The organism is Vibrio vulnificus NBRC 15645 = ATCC 27562 (assembly GCF_002224265.1).
Classification (GTDB): domain Bacteria; phylum Pseudomonadota; class Gammaproteobacteria; order Enterobacterales; family Vibrionaceae; genus Vibrio; species Vibrio vulnificus.
In genome coordinates, this window is sequence record NZ_CP012882.1 from 125,526 (window position 1) to 141,975 (window position 16,450).

A 16,450-nucleotide genomic window follows, 5' to 3' on the forward strand; every position below is an offset into this window, starting at 1 on the left:
GGATATATTTCCCGTGGGCAGAAAAGAGCTTTTGATAACCAACTTGGCATAAATAGACAAGTAAGTTGGTGCAACGCATTGGAGAGCAACCATGCATATGTCAAAAAGCTTTTTATTAATTTCGATGGGTTTGGCGAGTATTTCGGTACACGCTCAAACGCTTACTCGTGACAATGGTGCACCCGTTGGTGACAACCAGAATTCGATAACCGCAGGGGAAAACGGCAGCGTATTGCTGCAAGACGTTCACCTGATCCAAAAACTTCAGCGTTTTGCCAGAGAACGTATTCCTGAGCGCGTAGTGCATGCTCGCGGTACAGGTGCGCATGGTGAATTCGTCGCATCTGGTGATTTCAGTGATTTAACTCTTTCTTCTCCTTTTGCTCAATCAGGAAAAGTAACCCCTGTGTTTGTGCGTTTTTCTACTGTGATTCATTCCAAAGGTTCACCAGAAACTCTGCGTGATCCACGTGGATTTGCGACAAAATTTTATACCGAACAAGGCAACTGGGATCTTGTTGGCAACAACCTACCCGTCTTTTTTATTCGTGACTCGATCAAGTTCCCTGACATGGTGCATTCATTAAAACCGTCTCCGGTCACCAATCTTCAAGATCCGAATCGTTTTTTTGATTTTTTCAGTAGCCAACCAAGCGCAACCAATATGCTGACTTGGGTTTACACCAATTTAGGCACCCCAGCGAGCTACCGCACGATGGATGGCTTTGGTGTGCACGCGTACAAATGGATCAACCAAAAAGGCGAAGTGAACTACGTTAAGTTTCACTGGAAGAGCCAACAAGGTGTGAAGAGTTTACGCCCGGCGGAAGTGACCAGAGTGCAAGGGGAAGATTTCAATCACCTGACTAACGATCTCTATACACAGATTAACGCGGGGAACTTTCCGAAGTGGGATCTTTACGTCAAAGTGCTTTCTCCAAAAGCGTTATCAAAACTCGATTACAACGGTCTAGACGCCACCAAGGTTTGGTTGGATGTGCCTGAGAAAAAGGTTGGCACCATGACGCTCAATCGTGTACCCGATAATTTCTTTTTAGAGACAGAACAATCTGCCTTTGCGCCATCCAATATTATTCCTGGTATTGAGCCTTCGGAAGATCGTCTGCTTCAAGGCCGCTTGTTTGCTTATGCCGATACGCAGTTGTATCGCCTCGGTGCCAACTTGTTCCAGTTGCCCGTCAACAGCCCGAAAAGCCCAGTGGCCAATCACAACCAAGATGGCCCAAGCACCAACTCTACTGGTTTAAGCGATGCGACGGGTTTAAGAAATGTGGATAGCTTAGACGTGAATTACGAGCCGAGCCGTTTGGTTAATCTGACCGTGGATAAACAAGCGAGAGCAGTAGAAACGCCACTTTCTGGCCATGTTCAACAGCAGGCAATCCGCAATCCGCGAGATTTCTTCCAAGCCGGCGTGCTTTACCGCAGCTTGAGCGAACAAGACAAGACGGACTTAATTCACAACCTGTCTGGCGATTTAAACAAGGTAAACGATGCCGAAGTCAAAGCCATCATGGTGAGCTACTTCTACCGTGCAGACAAAGAGTATGGCACTCGTCTCGCCAAAGCGACTGACGTCAATCTAAAACAAGTCACTAAACTGGCGTCGATGTAAAAAGTTTTGGCCCATAGAAGAAAATTCTGCTCTTTTCTGCCCCGAAAAACAGGGCTTCTATGGGCCAAATTTGCTCAATGGAGAGACCACCAATGAAGCGATTTACTCACATTATTTTGTTTTGCTCAGTGACGATTTATTCCATCTTTGCGATTTCGAGCGAAACTGACACAGTTCAAGAAGATCTTTATCAATCCCTCATCGGTTTATTTTTTGATGCCACTAGAATAGGTAATGGCGAAGTCATCAATGAGTTTTTGGATGCCGGTTTTCCGATTAACCAAAGGAATTACCAAAGCTATACCGCCTTGATGGTCGCAGCCTATCAAGGCCAACGAGAGATTGTTCAACTGTTGTTGGCAAGGGGTGCCAATGCTTGTTTACAGGATAAGAGAGGCAATACCGCGCTGATGGGGGCGTTACTCAAACGTGAAATTGGTATCGCTAAGGATCTTTATCAAGCAGACTGCCCCAGCGATTTGCTCAACAAAGCGGGACTGGATTTGAAACAATTTGCCGAAATATACGGTCAATCTGAAGTACTAAAATCGCTAGCGAAACAACAACCTATAACATCTATTTCCTCTGGAGGAAAATAATGAATAAACACACCTTACTTGCTGCCGTTTTGCTTTATTCGACCTCTTCATTTGCGCAGAGTTTGAGCGTTGAGATGAAGGACTTATCCAGCAATCAAACACTCGGCACCGTGACCATCACTTCAAGTGACTACGGAACGGTGTTGACTCCTAATCTCAAAGGGCTACCTAGTGGCCTGCACGGTTTTCACCTCCACGCCAATGGAAGCTGTGAGAGCAGCAACAAAGACGGCAAAGTGGTATTAGGAGGGGCGGCTGGTGGGCACTATGACCCGCAGAATAGTGGCAAACACGGCTATCCATGGACTGACGACAATCACCTTGGCGATCTACCTGCACTGTTTGTTGATGCATCAGGCAACGCGTCACAGCCAGTGCTTGCCCCTCGTGTTGCGTTAAAAGATGTCCAAGGCCGCGCTCTGATGATCCATGCTGGGGCTGACAATCACTCAGATCACCCAATGCCGCTGGGCGGCGGCGGTGCGAGAATTGTCTGTGGTGTGATCAACTAACCCAGCCTTAGCCTCCCAACATGGCTCTTCGATTCTTCTAGGCTCAGGGAATCTTAGGAGCCAAAACAACAAAGCCGCCTTTGAGTAGTCAGGCGGCTTTTATTGCCAAAACGAATTCACATTATTGTAAGCGCTGTGCTTACTTACTCAGCATCGAGGTTAGCAGATTGGCTTAACCAAACAATTTGCCCCAAATGCTGGTTTTCTTCTTCTCGTGGTACTCTTTACGCAACTCATCCACTTCAACCAGAGCTTGCTTGGCAGCCTCAAGATTTCCCTGTTCAAGCTCACCATTCACTTTATCAAGCGCCACTGTCAGCTTGTTAAAGCCTTCATGATACAAGTCGTTTTTCTCCGGTGCGTATTCGCCGGTTTTTGAGTTTGCCACCAGCGAGCGCAATTGGTTGACAGCCGCTTGCATAGACTCAATATCCTGAGCTTCCGCAGCTTGACGAAATTCCAACTTCATCTCTTTCATGTTGGCTTTTAAATCCACTTTGCTTTCTTGGTTGGCAAACCCAGTAAAAGAGACCATCACCAATGCTGAGCCTAACAATACTTTACTTAACTTCATTACTTCTCCGAGTTTTGTTGTCTTTATTTTTCCGCAGTAAGTGTACTCTATGAAGTCTGAAAATAGGGTAAAGAAATTGTAAAGATCACTGACGTAATGACGCCAACTCGTCGATAGGCCCCCTGCCCCTTAACTCAAGAAAATCGAGAAATTGCGATGGGCTATGTGTAATCACACGATGTGAATCAATACCGACAGAGTCCAGTAGCTCGCTAGCAAGATCTAACTTGCCAACATCCTGACAGAAATGAGCATCACTGCCCGTGGTAAAATAGGCGCCAAGTGCTTTGCCTACGCGTGCAATCTCGTAGCAACGCTCCACACTGCCGACTCGGCTGTGCCCTTTCAGAGTGGAGTTATTGATCTCGATGGCCACGTTATGCTCTTTGGCACAGTGAAGTACGGCATGGAAATCAAAGTCAAAATGAGGGTTACCTAAATGCCCCAACGCATCGATTCGGCCACCTTGAATCACATTGAGCAATGCTTGGGTGTGCGCTTCTTTGTTGGACGGCGCAAAAACAGGCTCGTGGAAACTGGCGATCGCCCAATCCAAGTTGGGGTCCACGCTAAGAGGGAGATCAATCTCGCCTTCGGTATTGAGAATATTGGCTTCCACGCCACGTAAAATCGCCACGCCTTCGAGGAAACGAGGCAATACACGCTGGTTGGCGAAAAACCAATAGTGAGGCGCGCCTGGCATGGATTCTGCGTGGTCAGTGGTACAAAACATGGCCAAGCCGTTTTCTTTTGCGCTACGCGCATTTTCAATCAGCGTGCTATAGGCGTGGCCACTCGCATAAGTATGACTGTGCGTGTCGATCTTCAGTTCCATTTCACTTCTCTAATTCACTTAATCGGATTGACGTCGACATTGTACGACACTTCGTAGTGCAACGATCTGATGTGAAATAAGTTTACTCTTCACTCAGCGCTTTTATCAGGGGCAGCGCCTTTTCCCAACCATGATTGAACATGGAAACAAAATCGCTGTGCGTGGTGATCGTCACCATCAACAGCAGTTTTCCATCTTTAGGGCGAAGTTGGTAGCTTTCCGTCGAACCAATCCATTTCATGGCAACATCGCTGTCTATGTCTTGAACATGTTCTGGGTTAAAGATGGCAACATGATGAAGTTCGATCCGCTGCTGCGGTTCAATCGCGTCAATCACCGCACGCGTGCCTCCCATGTCTGGGTCAAAGAACTTGATGTCTTCCCCTTCTTGCCAGACGCCGTCAAATTGCGAGTGAGGAGAAAACGCTTTCGCCCACTGTTTATACAGTTCCAGATCCGTCAGCACTTGCCACACTTTCTCCGGTGTCGCGTCGATTTCAACATGATAATTCAATGTCAGCATACTCTAGCCTCCCTGCTTGTTTAGTTAACACGCTAGCCTATACAGGCTAAAAATCAACCAGTTATTTTTTGGCAAGCGGCATAATTTCGACAATACTTATCCAAAGTAGGCGCGATCTCTCGATTTCGCCCACAACACCGAGTAGTTGTTTGGTGACAAGGATTGAAACGAAGACGCGAACCTGGAGCGCTCATGAAGAAACAACGTTACCCGCTGAGTATTCATATCACGAGTCTGTTTTTAGTGCTGACAACGGTTGTTGGTATTGTTCTGATCACCATCAGCTACAACCACTCGCAAACCTTGTTGACCAAAAGTGCCGAAGGGTTGAGTAACGAGCACGCTCACAAACTGGAATCGGCGTTTCAAACCTCTGTTGGTCCAATTTTAACCACGTTGGATTTTATGGCTGTGAGTGCTTTTCTTGATGAATACAACAATGAGAACAAGCTAAAACCGTGGTTAAGCGCTCTGGCCCATATTTTTGAAGAAAATCCCAATTTGGTCGCACTGTATCACGCATCTGAAAGCGGGACTTTCACCCAATATCGTATGCTGAATTCGCCCACCATCCGCCAAAGTTTTTCCGCTCCAGCGAACGCGCTTTTCCTGATTAATAATACCCATGTGGATGGCACCAACGAGTTCATCTTTCTCGACAGCCAGTTTGAACGAATGGACTACAAAAAGACCAATGACAACACATTTGATCCTCGAGTGAGACCTTGGTTTATCAACGCCGAAATGGACGGCGAGATCAGACTGACAGAGCCATATTTTTTTTACTTTCTAAAAACCAACGGGGTGACGCTTTCTCGACGCTCGGTGAATGGGCAATACGTGGTGGGAGCCGACTTCACTTTGGCCACCTTATCAAACCAGCTTGAACAGCTCGCTTATTCAGATCGAACTCGCCTTGCCTTGCTCGATAAAGAGGGACGTTTACTGGCGCAGCACCAAGTTGGCATAGACATTCAAGCCGATGTCAGCGAACAGCAACAAGTGCTTAAAACCAGTATTTTTGCCTCGCTGCTCGCAAAGGTTGGCTACCCGACCACCCTATTTGAAACCGCCACCTTCAACGGCTTGGATTGGTCAATCACCATGACGCCGGTTTTTCTCACTGACAAAGTGCAGCTTTCACTGGCGGAAGCCTCACCCACCGATGAGATCTTGGCGGATCTGCTCTCGATGCGTGACAAACAAGTGCTCACGGCGATTCTTCTACTTGCCATCTGTTTTTGTGTGGTGTGGCTAGTGGCCAATCGGCTTTCAAAGCCCCTTATCAATCTTGTGTATCTGACAGACAACATCGCACGCTTTAACTTTAAGAAAACACGTTATCCTCAGAGCATGATCAAAGAGGTCTCTAACCTCACCAGCTCCATTGAATTGATGGAACACACACTGCACGATTTATTGCGATTATTGCGTGATACCGCTGGTAACCAAGAGTTTGAAGTGTTAGCCAAAACCATTGCGCACCAAGCGTATTTGGTGACCAAAGCTGAAACCATCTTGCTCTACATTCAGTCGGAAGAAGAGAAAAAGCTGATTTTGGCCGCCAATCACGCCATCATCCCATTTAAGGTCGACATCAATGATTTCGTTAATGAAACCCCTTGGTTGATGGCACAACTCAAGGAGGGCGATACCATCCACCTTGATCGCTCCACCAATGCGTTAAAACGTCATCAGGACACGATTTTTAACTCAGATATTTTTCTTTTTCCGCTCCTTAATCGTGAAAAACAATTGGTCGGCATTGTCACTGTGGGCTATGAGCGCCCACCCAGTGAAACAGAGCTCGCCAAGCACGCATTCTTGCGTGAGCTACTCAGTTTTGCCGAAATCGCCAAAGACAATATTGACCAAATGCAGCAACAAAAAGAGATGCTCAACGCCTTCATCGAGCTCATTGCCTCTGCGATCGATACCAAATCGCCCTACACTGGCGGGCATTGTCAACGCGTTCCACAGTTAGTGACTTGGCTGACGGAAGTGGTGGAGAAAGACAACAAATACTTCCCTAGCTTTAAAGTGAATGCCAAACAATGGGAAGAAATCAGACTCGCGGCATGGATGCACGACTGTGGCAAGGTCACCACACCAGAATACGTGGTGGATAAAGCAACAAAACTGGAAACCATTTACGATCGCATTCATGAAGTTCGTATGCGTTTTGAATTGCTCAAACTGCAAGGGGAAGTGGACTATTGGCGTGCACGCAGCCAAGGGGAAGATCCCGATGCGGCAAAAGCACACCTCACCATGCTCCATCGTCAGTTGGATGACGAATTTGCTTTTGTGGCCCGCTGTAATGCGGGGGGTGAGTCAATGGCCGAAGCGGACATTGAAAAACTCAACACAATTGCCAATCGCCAGTGGAAGCGAACGCTTGATGATCAACTGGGTGTTTCTTGGATTGAACAGCAACGGCACCGCAACAAACCTGAATTACCCGTGATGGAGCCACTGCTGGCAGATAAAGATGTGCACAAAGTGCCATGGGAAGCAGGATTCCACCCAAGCCAACACTGGCAGCAAGCGTATGTACTCAAGCCGGGAGCGTACAAGTACGATCGTGGCGAGCTGCATAACCTGACGGTTCGCTACGGCACGCTCACGGATGAAGAGCGCTTTATCATTAATGATCACATCATCCAGACGCAAATTATGCTTAATCGCCTACCTTACCCTGAGCATTTAAAAAACATCCCTGAAATCGCCGGGGGGCACCATGAGCGAATGGATGGTAAAGGCTACCCACTCGGTCTTCATGAGGAAGAGCTCTCCGTACCCGCACGTATTATGGCCATTGCGGATGTCTTTGAAGCGCTCACCTCTGCGGATCGCCCTTACAAGAAAGGCAAGACATTAGCAGAATCGCTGGAGATCATGACCAATATGGCAACATCAGGGCATATTGATCCTAAGATCTATCTCTTGTTCTTAATCCAAAAAGTGGACCAGAAATACGCCAGCGCATTTGTTAACCGCAGCCAGTTGTCTGAGATAGACCGAGAGTCGCACATTGAGCGGGTGAAAAACTACATGCGCAACCAGTTCTGATATTACGCCTGCCTCTGTTTTAGAAACGGAGGACGCGACATGATCATCGGCCAAAGTACGTTGAGCATGGTGGCGAAAATGATCAATCCCAAACCGGTGATTTGCCAAAGAGAAAACGACTCATCAAAAAACAGCCATTGCCAAGCCGAGGTAAACAGTAAATTGGTAAAAATCAATGGGGCTAACTGAGAGCCGCTGTTCGCTAGCCGGTACGCTTTAGCTCTGTTCACTTGGGTATTGATGATCAAACAAGAAATCGTCAGCAAAGCGATAGCCACTGGCAAACTGAGCCAAGTTTGCAACGTTGCTGTTGCCTCTGACGCTGCGATATCGACAAACACCAAAACAGGCAGGAGCAACAAGGCGGCCAAGCTGAATGTCCAGAAGTTAATCTCCTTGGGTGACAGCGCACTCTTACTGGCTCGATAGAGCGTCAGTTGAGATCCCGAGTTGAACACTCCCCCTGCCAAACCCGCCAGCAATTCGAGCCTTAATGAGAACTCCCCTTCTTTCCCTGCCAATAATATTACGCCGACAAACGTCGCCACCAACGCCGCTATCGTCAATTTCGACACACTGGTTTTGAAAAAGAGACGCTCAAGCAACGGCATAAACAATGGGCCAGTAGCAAAGAGCACCACGCTTTCCACCAAACTCAGATGTTGAAGCGACCAAAGGAAAAAGAGTTGGCAGAGGGCGATACACAGCGCGCGGCCGAGCAAGGGTTTCATTTCCGCCTTATTGGGTATTTTTATTTTAGTTATTCTTAATAGAGCCAATAGTAAAACGGCTGGCAAGGCAAAGCGTAAAAAGCTAAACCATTCGATAGGAACAATATCGACTAAATATTTGGAAATCAGACCTGTCACCGATAAACTCAATGTCGACAGGAGCATATACAAGATAGATTTGTCTAATGTGTGCATTTCACTACTCCTCAGTACCCGCTCATTTTAGGCGGATATGCGGGGTAAAAATAGCGAGTAATACTGACCATATCTGTAAGGTAAACTAACATGAGAAAACAAGTACCACTCAAATCTCTCTATGCTTTTGTGGCGGTGGCAGAAACGGGCAGTATGACCGAAGCGGCCAGTCTGCTTCATGTTAGCCATTCTGCAATCAGCCAAGCGGTCAAATCACTAGAAACTCAGGTCAATCGGCCACTGTTTGAAAGAGTGGGCCGACACGTTCGCTTAAACAATCATGGTAAGAAATATTACAAACAAGTCGCGCCAGCACTAGAACAGATTGTAAAAGCAACCGAAGAGTTGGCGCAGTCCAATGACATAGGACGAATAACTCTCAACATGGTGAACTCCCTCGCTCTGCACTGGTGGATCCCACGTTTGGATGACTTACAACAATTTGCGCCAAACCTGGATGTTCGGCTCTCCAATTTGACGGGCATTTTTCATCTTGAGCAACAAGGAGTCGACGTAGCACTGGTTCATGGTAGCCCTGATGAATGGCAAGATTACTACTGTGAAAAACTCAGTGACGATGAACTGATTCTGGTTTGTAGCCCAGAGTTACTTGCTCATCAACCTTCTGTGCCCGAGCTGCTGACCCAATCGCGCATCATCACCGTAACGAATGAGCGGAGAAAAAACGATTGGGATATTTGGTGCCAGGCGCAGCAGTTCCCACTACCTAAAACCGATAAGCACTTGCAGTTTTTAGTTTCGGTTCAGGCGGTTCAAGCAACCATACGACGACTGGGTGTACTAGTGACCCATAAACTGTTCGTCAAAGATGACATTGATGCCGGGCTGCTCACGCAAGTCGGCACGAGTGTAGTGAATCCTGATCTCGCTTTCTATTGGGTGTGCCATCCTAGCAAACTCAAAAACGAAAGTGTTTTAACGCTGCGCAATTGGATCAGGAATGACTTCATACCAAAATGAGAAAAATTCATGCTTGCCATGCGTCAAGACGCAAGTTAGATTAAATCCATTCCCTCAGTGAATACTTTACATTGCATTTTTAACCAAAAGAGGGTGACCAATATGATCGTAACAACGACTCAACATATCGAAGGCAAAAAAATCATCGCTTACAAAGGCGTTATTGCAGGAGAAGCTATTTTGGGTGCGAACCTGTTTAAAGATCTCTTCGCCGGAATTCGAGACATGGTTGGTGGACGTTCTGGTACATATGAACGTGAATTGGAAAGAGCAAGAACCATTTCTTTTCAAGAGCTGGAACAAAAGGCACGCGAGTTGGGTGCCAATGCGATCGTCGGTGTTGATATCGACTATGAAGTCTTGGGACAGAGCAATGGCATGCTGATGGTTTCAGCCAGTGGTACGGCCGTCGTTATAGAATAGAAATTCATAATAGCGCATCCAATGCGCTATTTTTATGCATAAGAACTAAGACTTTAGTTCAGGAAATATGAAATTATTATGAAAGCTTGTCTTAAAGTATTTACACCTAAAGAAAAAAGCTTTTAAATTGCATGCATATCCAATGTGATGCAGATTTACGACGCTTTCGCTTGCGCGTCTGGAATTGGCCGAGTTCAAATGAACTCGGCCTTTTTACTTTTTTAACCTAAGATTTTCTTACCTAAGAACTACGGACGTGTTGGATTAATCGTCAATGGCTCCAATGTCACCACCGCATTGACCCCGGCACCTGGGTGATCCACGTATGAAGTGTCTTGCATGAGCGTATAGTACACGTCAACAAAGTCGTCATCGTTGGTTAAAACGCCATCAGGGATCGCATCAATAATTTTATTGGTGATCTGCGGGATGATAGCGTACGCCTGAACTTCTGGATCCGGAATCGCTTTCAACACTTCTTCTGCCACCTGAACCAGCAACTTAGCTAGCTGTTTGTAGTCCGTGCCATCATCTTGTTCCATCAGCACCATATCCGCGGCCCCCCAGCGATAGCGGGACCAATGGATCACAATTTGATTAGGGTAATAATCTTTGTTGTCATAATCCAGATAAGGCATCTCCACAAGATCCAACGCTGGCTCATCTCGACTCGGATTCACCCCCGTCACAATGGCATAGATCTCTGCTTTGCCTGAGATCCAAGGTTCTTGGTCATCAGATAAGCGGATTTTCTTCAGTTGTGTGGTTTGGATTGGCGCGGTCGTTTCTGCCGAAAGGCTATACTGCGGTGCCATGCGAGGGGCTGCATTGCGTTCTTTTTCCACCACATAAGGCTGGATCTGCGTTAGTTGGCCTAAGCGTTTCATCTCCGCCTGCATGGCTTGTAGGCCTGCTTTAAGCTCTTTTGTACTGTTGTTATCGACAACAATGACTGGCACATCAGGCATGTTGTAAACATCCAATTGGTGGATCTGACCGTTGACATCAAAAGCTTCAATGTACTGCCAAAGCTCATCATCACCACTTGGTTCAAAAGCGAACAATGGTGAAACATCCCCTTTCTGCCAAGCCGCGAGCATCGCTTCATTGGCAAGGCGAACTTCAAGCAGTTCGTCGGTGTACTCACTCACGCCTTTCCAAGTTCGAATTTGCTCATCGGCTTGAACGAAACGTCGGCTCATTTGCGCCTGTGGTTTCTGCTCAACCAAAGTGGAAATGGGAACATTGAGTTGCTGAGCGTTGATGTTTTGACGAAGCGTGGATTCAACCGAGCTATAGTTTTCACCCAGTTGCTTGGCAAGCTCACGTTTGGTATTGACGATATCTTCCGCTTTCTCATTAGAGATGTTGGTCACTTTTGTCTCTTCAGACTGGCAGCCAACAAGCGCTAAAGTACAGAGTGCGGACAGTATTATTTTCTTTTTCATCTGGTGTCCTTCTATGATTTGATTGGATACAAATAGAGCTATTGCTCCATTCATATCCAAAATACCACCGAACACCACTCATTCAATTCGCTTTTATAAAATTGTATAAACTCTGCCCACAGGATCAAATTTCACATAAGGAATTGATAAAGTAGATTTATCTAAATCAACATAAATTGTTAGCTTAAACAGTGAGTTCGTCTTGCAAACAGCAATATTGGTTTTTACCAAGTCGCTTAGCGACATACATCGCTTCGTCTGCATGATGTATCCGCTCCTCAAGAGAAACGCCATCTTTGACTGCCCAATGGCTCACGCCAATGCTCGCGGTGACATCACATAAACATCCATCAATGCTGATTGGCTGTTGTAGCTGCTCTAAAATGCGTTCCACAACAGGCACGTAAGTATGCGCATCTCGAATACCAATCAAAAATTCATCGCCCGCCAGACGAGCTACCAAGTCGCGATTAAACACGCTGTTCTTTAGCCGTTTTGCGACCACTCGCAACAGATCGTCCCCAATAGCGTGACCAAACTGATCATTGACGGCTTTAAAACCGTCCAAATCCAAAAAGAGCAGATATTGATCTTTGCCTTGGTCATGCTCACTTTGCAAAGATTGAAAGGCGTGAGAACGATTGGCTAAACCCGTCAACGGATCGTGATTCGCCACATAATTTAAACGCTTAAGCTCTCTTTCCACCGATAGATCACTTAGCGTCACCACGAATGCTTCTACACGACCGGAGGTGCTTTTGAGCACCCTGAGCTTCAGTTGACAAGGTAACAGGCTGCCACCTTGGCACTTCACTTCCATGGCTCGAATCAAACCACCGCTTTTCATCAATGCCTTGAGTTCTGCTTGAGTAAACTGTAAAGAGTCGTAGTCGTGAATCTCTTCTAATCGGTGTACTTCGCCAAACCAACGCAGACTGGTGAGGTTTTGTGTTTCAACCGAGAACGTGCGTGAGAGCACCAAAATCGCGTCTTGGTTTTGTTCAAACATCAAGTCAATCAGTTTGCGGCGCTGCTCGGCTAAATAAGCTTCTGAGATATCTTCGAACTGAACCAGTGTCTCTTTACCTTCCGACATTGGGTGACAGGTAACTCGGTATCTTCGTTCCCCATCACGGGCACGCAGTTCCACCGCTTTGCCTTTGCAACCATTGACGATCGAGTGCATTAACGCATCCACCGCCATTTTAGGCTCATAATAAGCCTCGAGTCGCTGCGCGATGTTTTCTCCTTCGTTTTCAATCTTCAGCTCTTTTTGTGCCGCTGGATTGAAATAGCTGATGGTTTTGTTTTCAGACACAACCAATACCCCTCGACGCATGGCACCCAGCGCTCGTTGGATATAGCGGTTGCGCGCTTCCAAGTCATTGAGCACGTTTTGCAGATCGCTTTCTCGATCTCGCAGACTGATCACCATCTCGTTAAAGCAGTGAGTCAGCTTGCCCAATTCATCATCGTGGTAAATCGGCAGCTCTTTTTTCAACACGCCAAAACGCGACATCTGCTCCATAGAGCGATGCAATGAGGTCAGTGGCATAACAAAGACATTGTGCAGCACGCGAGCAAACCACCACACCATAAATGATAAGGTCACGGCGATCACCCCAAGCGTGAGCCACATTCTGCGTTTTCGTTCAAAGTAGGCTTCCAATGAGACCCACACTTCCAATTCACCCAGCACTTCACTGCCCAAGACGATCTCTTGACTTAAGCTCATGATCTCTTCGTTGCGGCACAGCACATTGAGTTCATCCCAGTAACAGTCCTGTGGTAGACGATGGATCGCGGCTTTGGTCAGCAAGTCGGTACTTTTGACTTGTGCCGCGATGATGTCGGGGTCAAAGGTCAAAATGTTCAGCTGCTCTTTTGCCGTTGCTGCGTCGGCGAAAGTCAATGCGGCTTGTAAAGTGCTGGCCACCCCTTGCGAAAGGATCTTAATCCGCCCATGCAAGCCGTCGTAGTGAGACAAGGAGATCACCTTGATGGCCGCCCCACCAACGCAGATAAATATCACGGTAAACAGCAACCATGTCGGCAGTGTCATCTTGTAGCGCAGCGGTAAACGGGCAAAGCGTTTGGTCATCATTGAGTGGGCTCCTCAAACAACTGAGCAATACTCAACAATTGAGCTCTCAAGCGAATCTGGCTTGGTTCAACATGCTTACGAGAGATCAATGGCAAGATACGATTATTCACTTTAATAAAGGCGATCATCCCACCGAGGCGGACAAACTCCTCACCATTCCCCACCAGCAAAGCGTGAGGGTAACGCAGCTTGAGTGTCGGCAATGCCGTCTGAGGATTCGACTCGACAAACACCAAATGGCAGGACTCTTGCGGGTCCACCTCCTCTAAGTATGAGAAAGTCGCCGCCTCTGGCTGAGTTTCCACTATGGCTTTTAAACGTTCTGCGATGACGCTATTGAACTCACCACAATAGCGTGTCTTCTGCTGCGCTAAAGGCGTCGATTGCCAATCGGCCAGTGAGGCAAAACGATACAAATACACCGCTTTCAAATCTTCATCGCTGTATTTAGGCCATGCGGGGACGGCAAGGCAATACACCCCCAAAAAAAGTGCGATTCGACAAAGCAATTTCGTGCTTAGCCTACGCTGCCTCATAGGGCACTGCCCTGCTCCATGGAAGGAGACCAAGCTAACGTCAGCCAATACTGCACCCCATTTTGATAGGGGGAAAAGGCTTGTGGAAACTCTGTACTTTGGTCTGCCCCAAGGTTTTCAACCACGGCCGTCAACCTCGGATAGGCCTTACTGTGCTGCCAGCTCAATGCAATATCCACACTGAATACTTCCGGCCATTGGTAACGCTCATCGGAGGTATAGTCCGAGTGCATCTGTGACTCTGAAATGTATTGAAGTGTACTGCTCGCCCACCATTGCGGAGTGATGTCCCACATTAACTGCGCGTTGACAAAATGGTTAGGCTGGTTCTCTAACTCTCGTTTCACGGCTTGGTTTGAGCCACAAATCGCCCCTTCACAATGACCAATAATGCGCTTGTAGCTGTAATTCATGTTGAGCTGTACAGCATCAATCGGTGCCCACTTGAAGGCTAATTCGCCACCCACGGTTTCTGACCAAAGGGGATCAACCATCTGTGAAACATACTGCTCGATCACAGTTCCGACCGTGCCAGGTGAGGAGTTACCAGGCAGCACAATTTGGCTTGAAGAAACACCTGCATACGCTCGAATATTGTGGTGCTTACTGTAATAAGTGCCTGCGCTGAACTGCCACACTTCATCGGACCAAATTCGATAGCCTAGTTCGTAAGTTTCCACGTTTTCTACACGTAGATCTTCACTTCCTTGATAAATGAAGGAATAGAAATAGTCGTATCGATTCCCGTCACTAAATAGTGCACCTTCAATGTAATTGTTACTTTGCAGCGAAGTGGTTAACTCAAGACGAGATGGCGTAACAATCGCCTTGCCCCAGCCTGCCCATATGCGCTGATTGTCAGCAAGTTCATAGCTGGCGCGCACCTGTGGTTGTGCATCTATCTCTTTGGTCAGGTTATTGTATTGCCAGCGACTGCCTAAAATGAGATCGGTTTTCTCCGTCACCTCTAGATCCCAGTTGACATACACACCATAGCTTTGGCTGAAAAAATCCGCTTGTTGAGCAATACGCAAGTAAGGCATGGAGAAATGTTCTTGCGGCGAATAGGTACCAAACTCTTCGTCAATGAGGCGGACATTGCCCCCAATCGTCAATTGGCTACCAAACCAACCTTGCACCACAATATGAGAATCGAGATCAAGACGAGTGAATCGGGCATTTCTGTCCGTACTGTCGTTAGCACTGTATGTTAGCCACGCTTCGTTATGCCATCGATTCCCTGAATGGTGGTCATAGATGTGTTGCACGCCAGCAAAGTACTCTTCCATCGTCATTTTTGTGTCGTAGAACTCGATATCGGCTTTGTCTGGGAAGAGAAAATAGGGATTAAGCGTCCCCCACTGGTAATCTTCTTTTGAACGAATCCCACCCACTTGTGCACTAACCGTATTGGCCAAATATTGGTAATCCAAACGTGCACCAAAACGCTCGGTATACACCGCATAATCTTGATGCGGTTGCACGCGCGCTTCTTCGCTGGTCCAAGGTTTATGTTCGACAAACTCCAGATAACCGCTGACATAAGCATATTCACCAAGCGGTGCTGCATGCCGCATTTGATACTCTTGATAGTCAAAGTTACCCACTTGCGCGGTCACTGTCGCCTTATCGGCCTCTTCTGGATCTTTGGTAATGATGTTCACCACACCAGTCACCGCATTGCCACCCCAGATAGTACCCACTGGACCAAGGACGATCTCAATTTGCGCGATATTGGCTAGACTGACGGGAATAAGATCCCAGTCAACACCCGAAAACATCGGGTTAAACACACTGCGTCCATCAACCATCACCAATAGGGTATTGCTTAAAGGCTGATTACTCCCACGTGCGGTAATACCCCAATCATAATTAGAAAATTTAGCCACATGCAGTCCGGGCGCTAACGCGAGCACATCGGCCACCGAGCGAGCGCCCGAGCGGTTAATTTCTTTAGCGGTGATAACGTAAACCGAGGCGGGGGTATCAGCCAGGCTTTGTGATGTTTTGGTTGCGGACACCACTTTTGTTTCAGCCAAAGAAGACAGTGGCATATCTAACAAGCTGAGAAGATCCTCACTTGCCACACTGGATGGCAAGATAAGAATGGATGGCAATAAAACGGAATAGAACGGTATTGAACGCATGTTGTCTGCTACTTGTGGCGACGACGAATCGAGCTAAACACTCATTGTGTCACTTTATCAAAATAATCAGAACAATGTACCAATAAAGAGGTACGCAAACATCAAAACACAGCTCATATTTCTATTTTTGTGAG

14 protein-coding genes are annotated in these 16,450 nt (G+C 47.1%); 6 read left to right on the plus strand and 8 right to left on the minus strand.

Annotation, left to right across the window (positions count from 1 at the left end):
- Positions 1-91 precede the first annotated feature (91 nt).
- From katE1 to sodC, 3 genes are all read left to right on the plus strand, one after another.
- Positions 92-1,636 carry a catalase KatE1 gene (gene katE1, locus AOT11_RS16365; RefSeq protein WP_017420093.1) on the plus strand — a complete coding sequence of 515 codons (1,545 nt, stop codon included), beginning with the start codon at positions 92-94 and terminating at the stop codon, positions 1,634-1,636.
- A 92-nt stretch (positions 1,637-1,728) separates the two neighbouring features.
- Entirely contained in the window at positions 1,729-2,235 is a 507-nt protein-coding gene (locus AOT11_RS16370; RefSeq protein WP_017420092.1) for an ankyrin repeat domain-containing protein, read from the plus strand.
- Positions 2,235-2,747, plus strand: coding sequence for a superoxide dismutase family protein (sodC, locus tag AOT11_RS16375; RefSeq protein ID WP_017420091.1), 513 nt, complete (start codon positions 2,235-2,237; stop codon positions 2,745-2,747). The genes AOT11_RS16370 and sodC overlap by 1 nt, the downstream gene beginning before the upstream one ends.
- 172 nt (positions 2,748-2,919) lie before the next feature.
- On the opposite strand, the gene AOT11_RS16380 is transcribed toward sodC, so the two are convergent.
- The 3 genes from AOT11_RS16380 to AOT11_RS16390 form a co-directional block, all read right to left on the minus strand.
- On the minus strand, positions 2,920-3,321 hold the full coding sequence (locus AOT11_RS16380) for a cytochrome b562 (protein WP_017420090.1): 402 nt from the start codon (positions 3,319-3,321) through the stop codon (positions 2,920-2,922).
- An 85-nt stretch (positions 3,322-3,406) separates the two neighbouring features.
- Positions 3,407-4,156: a phosphatase gene (locus AOT11_RS16385; protein ID WP_017420089.1), complete on the minus strand. Its 750-nt coding sequence runs from the start codon at positions 4,154-4,156 to the stop codon at positions 3,407-3,409.
- A gap of 82 nt (positions 4,157-4,238) precedes the next feature.
- Positions 4,239-4,679: an SRPBCC family protein gene (locus AOT11_RS16390; RefSeq protein ID WP_017420088.1), complete on the minus strand. Its 441-nt coding sequence runs from the start codon at positions 4,677-4,679 to the stop codon at positions 4,239-4,241.
- 192 nt (positions 4,680-4,871) lie between these two features.
- On the opposite strand from AOT11_RS16390, the gene AOT11_RS16395 reads away from it, so the two are divergent.
- Positions 4,872-7,751 carry an HD domain-containing phosphohydrolase gene (locus tag AOT11_RS16395; RefSeq protein WP_026050402.1) on the plus strand — a complete coding sequence of 960 codons (2,880 nt, stop codon included), beginning with the start codon at positions 4,872-4,874 and terminating at the stop codon, positions 7,749-7,751.
- 2 nt (positions 7,752-7,753) lie between these two features.
- Here AOT11_RS16395 and AOT11_RS16400 read toward each other — a convergent pair whose 3' ends face one another.
- The gene (locus AOT11_RS16400; protein WP_017420086.1) at positions 7,754-8,677 is read right to left on the minus strand and encodes a DMT family transporter; all 924 of its coding nucleotides are present in this window, start codon (positions 8,675-8,677) and stop codon (positions 7,754-7,756) included.
- A 90-nt stretch (positions 8,678-8,767) separates the two neighbouring features.
- On the opposite strand from AOT11_RS16400, the gene AOT11_RS16405 reads away from it, so the two are divergent.
- Positions 8,768-9,658 carry a LysR substrate-binding domain-containing protein gene (locus tag AOT11_RS16405; protein WP_017420085.1) on the plus strand — a complete coding sequence of 297 codons (891 nt, stop codon included), beginning with the start codon at positions 8,768-8,770 and terminating at the stop codon, positions 9,656-9,658.
- Between the two features lie 102 nt (positions 9,659-9,760).
- Entirely contained in the window at positions 9,761-10,081 is a 321-nt protein-coding gene (locus AOT11_RS16410) for a heavy metal-binding domain-containing protein (RefSeq protein WP_017420084.1), read from the plus strand.
- Positions 10,082-10,329: 248 nt separating this feature from the next.
- Here AOT11_RS16410 and AOT11_RS16415 read toward each other — a convergent pair whose 3' ends face one another.
- The 4 genes from AOT11_RS16415 to AOT11_RS16430 form a co-directional block, all read right to left on the minus strand.
- A complete protein-coding gene (locus AOT11_RS16415; protein ID WP_026050403.1) occupies positions 10,330-11,529 on the minus strand; it encodes a DUF3103 domain-containing protein in 1,200 nt (399 codons plus the stop codon).
- A 184-nt stretch (positions 11,530-11,713) separates the two neighbouring features.
- Complete coding sequence (locus AOT11_RS16420) at positions 11,714-13,633, minus strand: diguanylate cyclase domain-containing protein (RefSeq protein WP_017420082.1); 1,920 nt, start codon at positions 13,631-13,633, stop codon at positions 11,714-11,716.
- Positions 13,630-14,169: a YfiR family protein gene (locus tag AOT11_RS16425; RefSeq protein WP_017420081.1), complete on the minus strand. Its 540-nt coding sequence runs from the start codon at positions 14,167-14,169 to the stop codon at positions 13,630-13,632. Before AOT11_RS16425 ends, AOT11_RS16420 begins: the two co-directional genes overlap by 4 nt.
- Positions 14,166-16,316, minus strand: a complete 2,151-nt coding sequence (locus AOT11_RS16430; RefSeq protein WP_017420080.1) for a TonB-dependent receptor plug domain-containing protein — start codon at positions 16,314-16,316, stop codon at positions 14,166-14,168. Before AOT11_RS16430 ends, AOT11_RS16425 begins: the two co-directional genes overlap by 4 nt.
- Positions 16,317-16,450: the final 134 nt, after the last annotated feature.

Bases quoted from the DNA above. Each gene is read 5' to 3' on its own strand.
- katE1 (WP_017420093.1), top strand. From the start codon at position 92: ATGCATATGTCAAAAAGCTTTTTATTAATTTCGATGGGTTTGGCGAGT.
- AOT11_RS16380 (WP_017420090.1), bottom strand. From the start codon at position 3,321: ATGAAGTTAAGTAAAGTATTGTTAGGCTCAGCATTGGTGATGGTCTCT.
- AOT11_RS16430 (WP_017420080.1), bottom strand. From the start codon at position 16,316: ATGCGTTCAATACCGTTCTATTCCGTTTTATTGCCATCCATTCTTATC.
- AOT11_RS16370 (WP_017420092.1), top strand. From the start codon at position 1,729: ATGAAGCGATTTACTCACATTATTTTGTTTTGCTCAGTGACGATTTAT.
- AOT11_RS16390 (WP_017420088.1), bottom strand. From the start codon at position 4,679: ATGCTGACATTGAATTATCATGTTGAAATCGACGCGACACCGGAGAAA.
- AOT11_RS16400 (WP_017420086.1), bottom strand. From the start codon at position 8,677: ATGCACACATTAGACAAATCTATCTTGTATATGCTCCTGTCGACATTG.
- AOT11_RS16405 (WP_017420085.1), top strand. From the start codon at position 8,768: ATGAGAAAACAAGTACCACTCAAATCTCTCTATGCTTTTGTGGCGGTG.
- AOT11_RS16410 (WP_017420084.1), top strand. From the start codon at position 9,761: ATGATCGTAACAACGACTCAACATATCGAAGGCAAAAAAATCATCGCT.
- AOT11_RS16385 (WP_017420089.1), bottom strand. From the start codon at position 4,156: ATGGAACTGAAGATCGACACGCACAGTCATACTTATGCGAGTGGCCAC.
- sodC (WP_017420091.1), top strand. From the start codon at position 2,235: ATGAATAAACACACCTTACTTGCTGCCGTTTTGCTTTATTCGACCTCT.
- AOT11_RS16395 (WP_026050402.1), top strand. From the start codon at position 4,872: ATGAAGAAACAACGTTACCCGCTGAGTATTCATATCACGAGTCTGTTT.
- AOT11_RS16425 (WP_017420081.1), bottom strand. From the start codon at position 14,169: ATGAGGCAGCGTAGGCTAAGCACGAAATTGCTTTGTCGAATCGCACTT.
- AOT11_RS16415 (WP_026050403.1), bottom strand. From the start codon at position 11,529: ATGAAAAAGAAAATAATACTGTCCGCACTCTGTACTTTAGCGCTTGTT.
- AOT11_RS16420 (WP_017420082.1), bottom strand. From the start codon at position 13,633: ATGATGACCAAACGCTTTGCCCGTTTACCGCTGCGCTACAAGATGACA.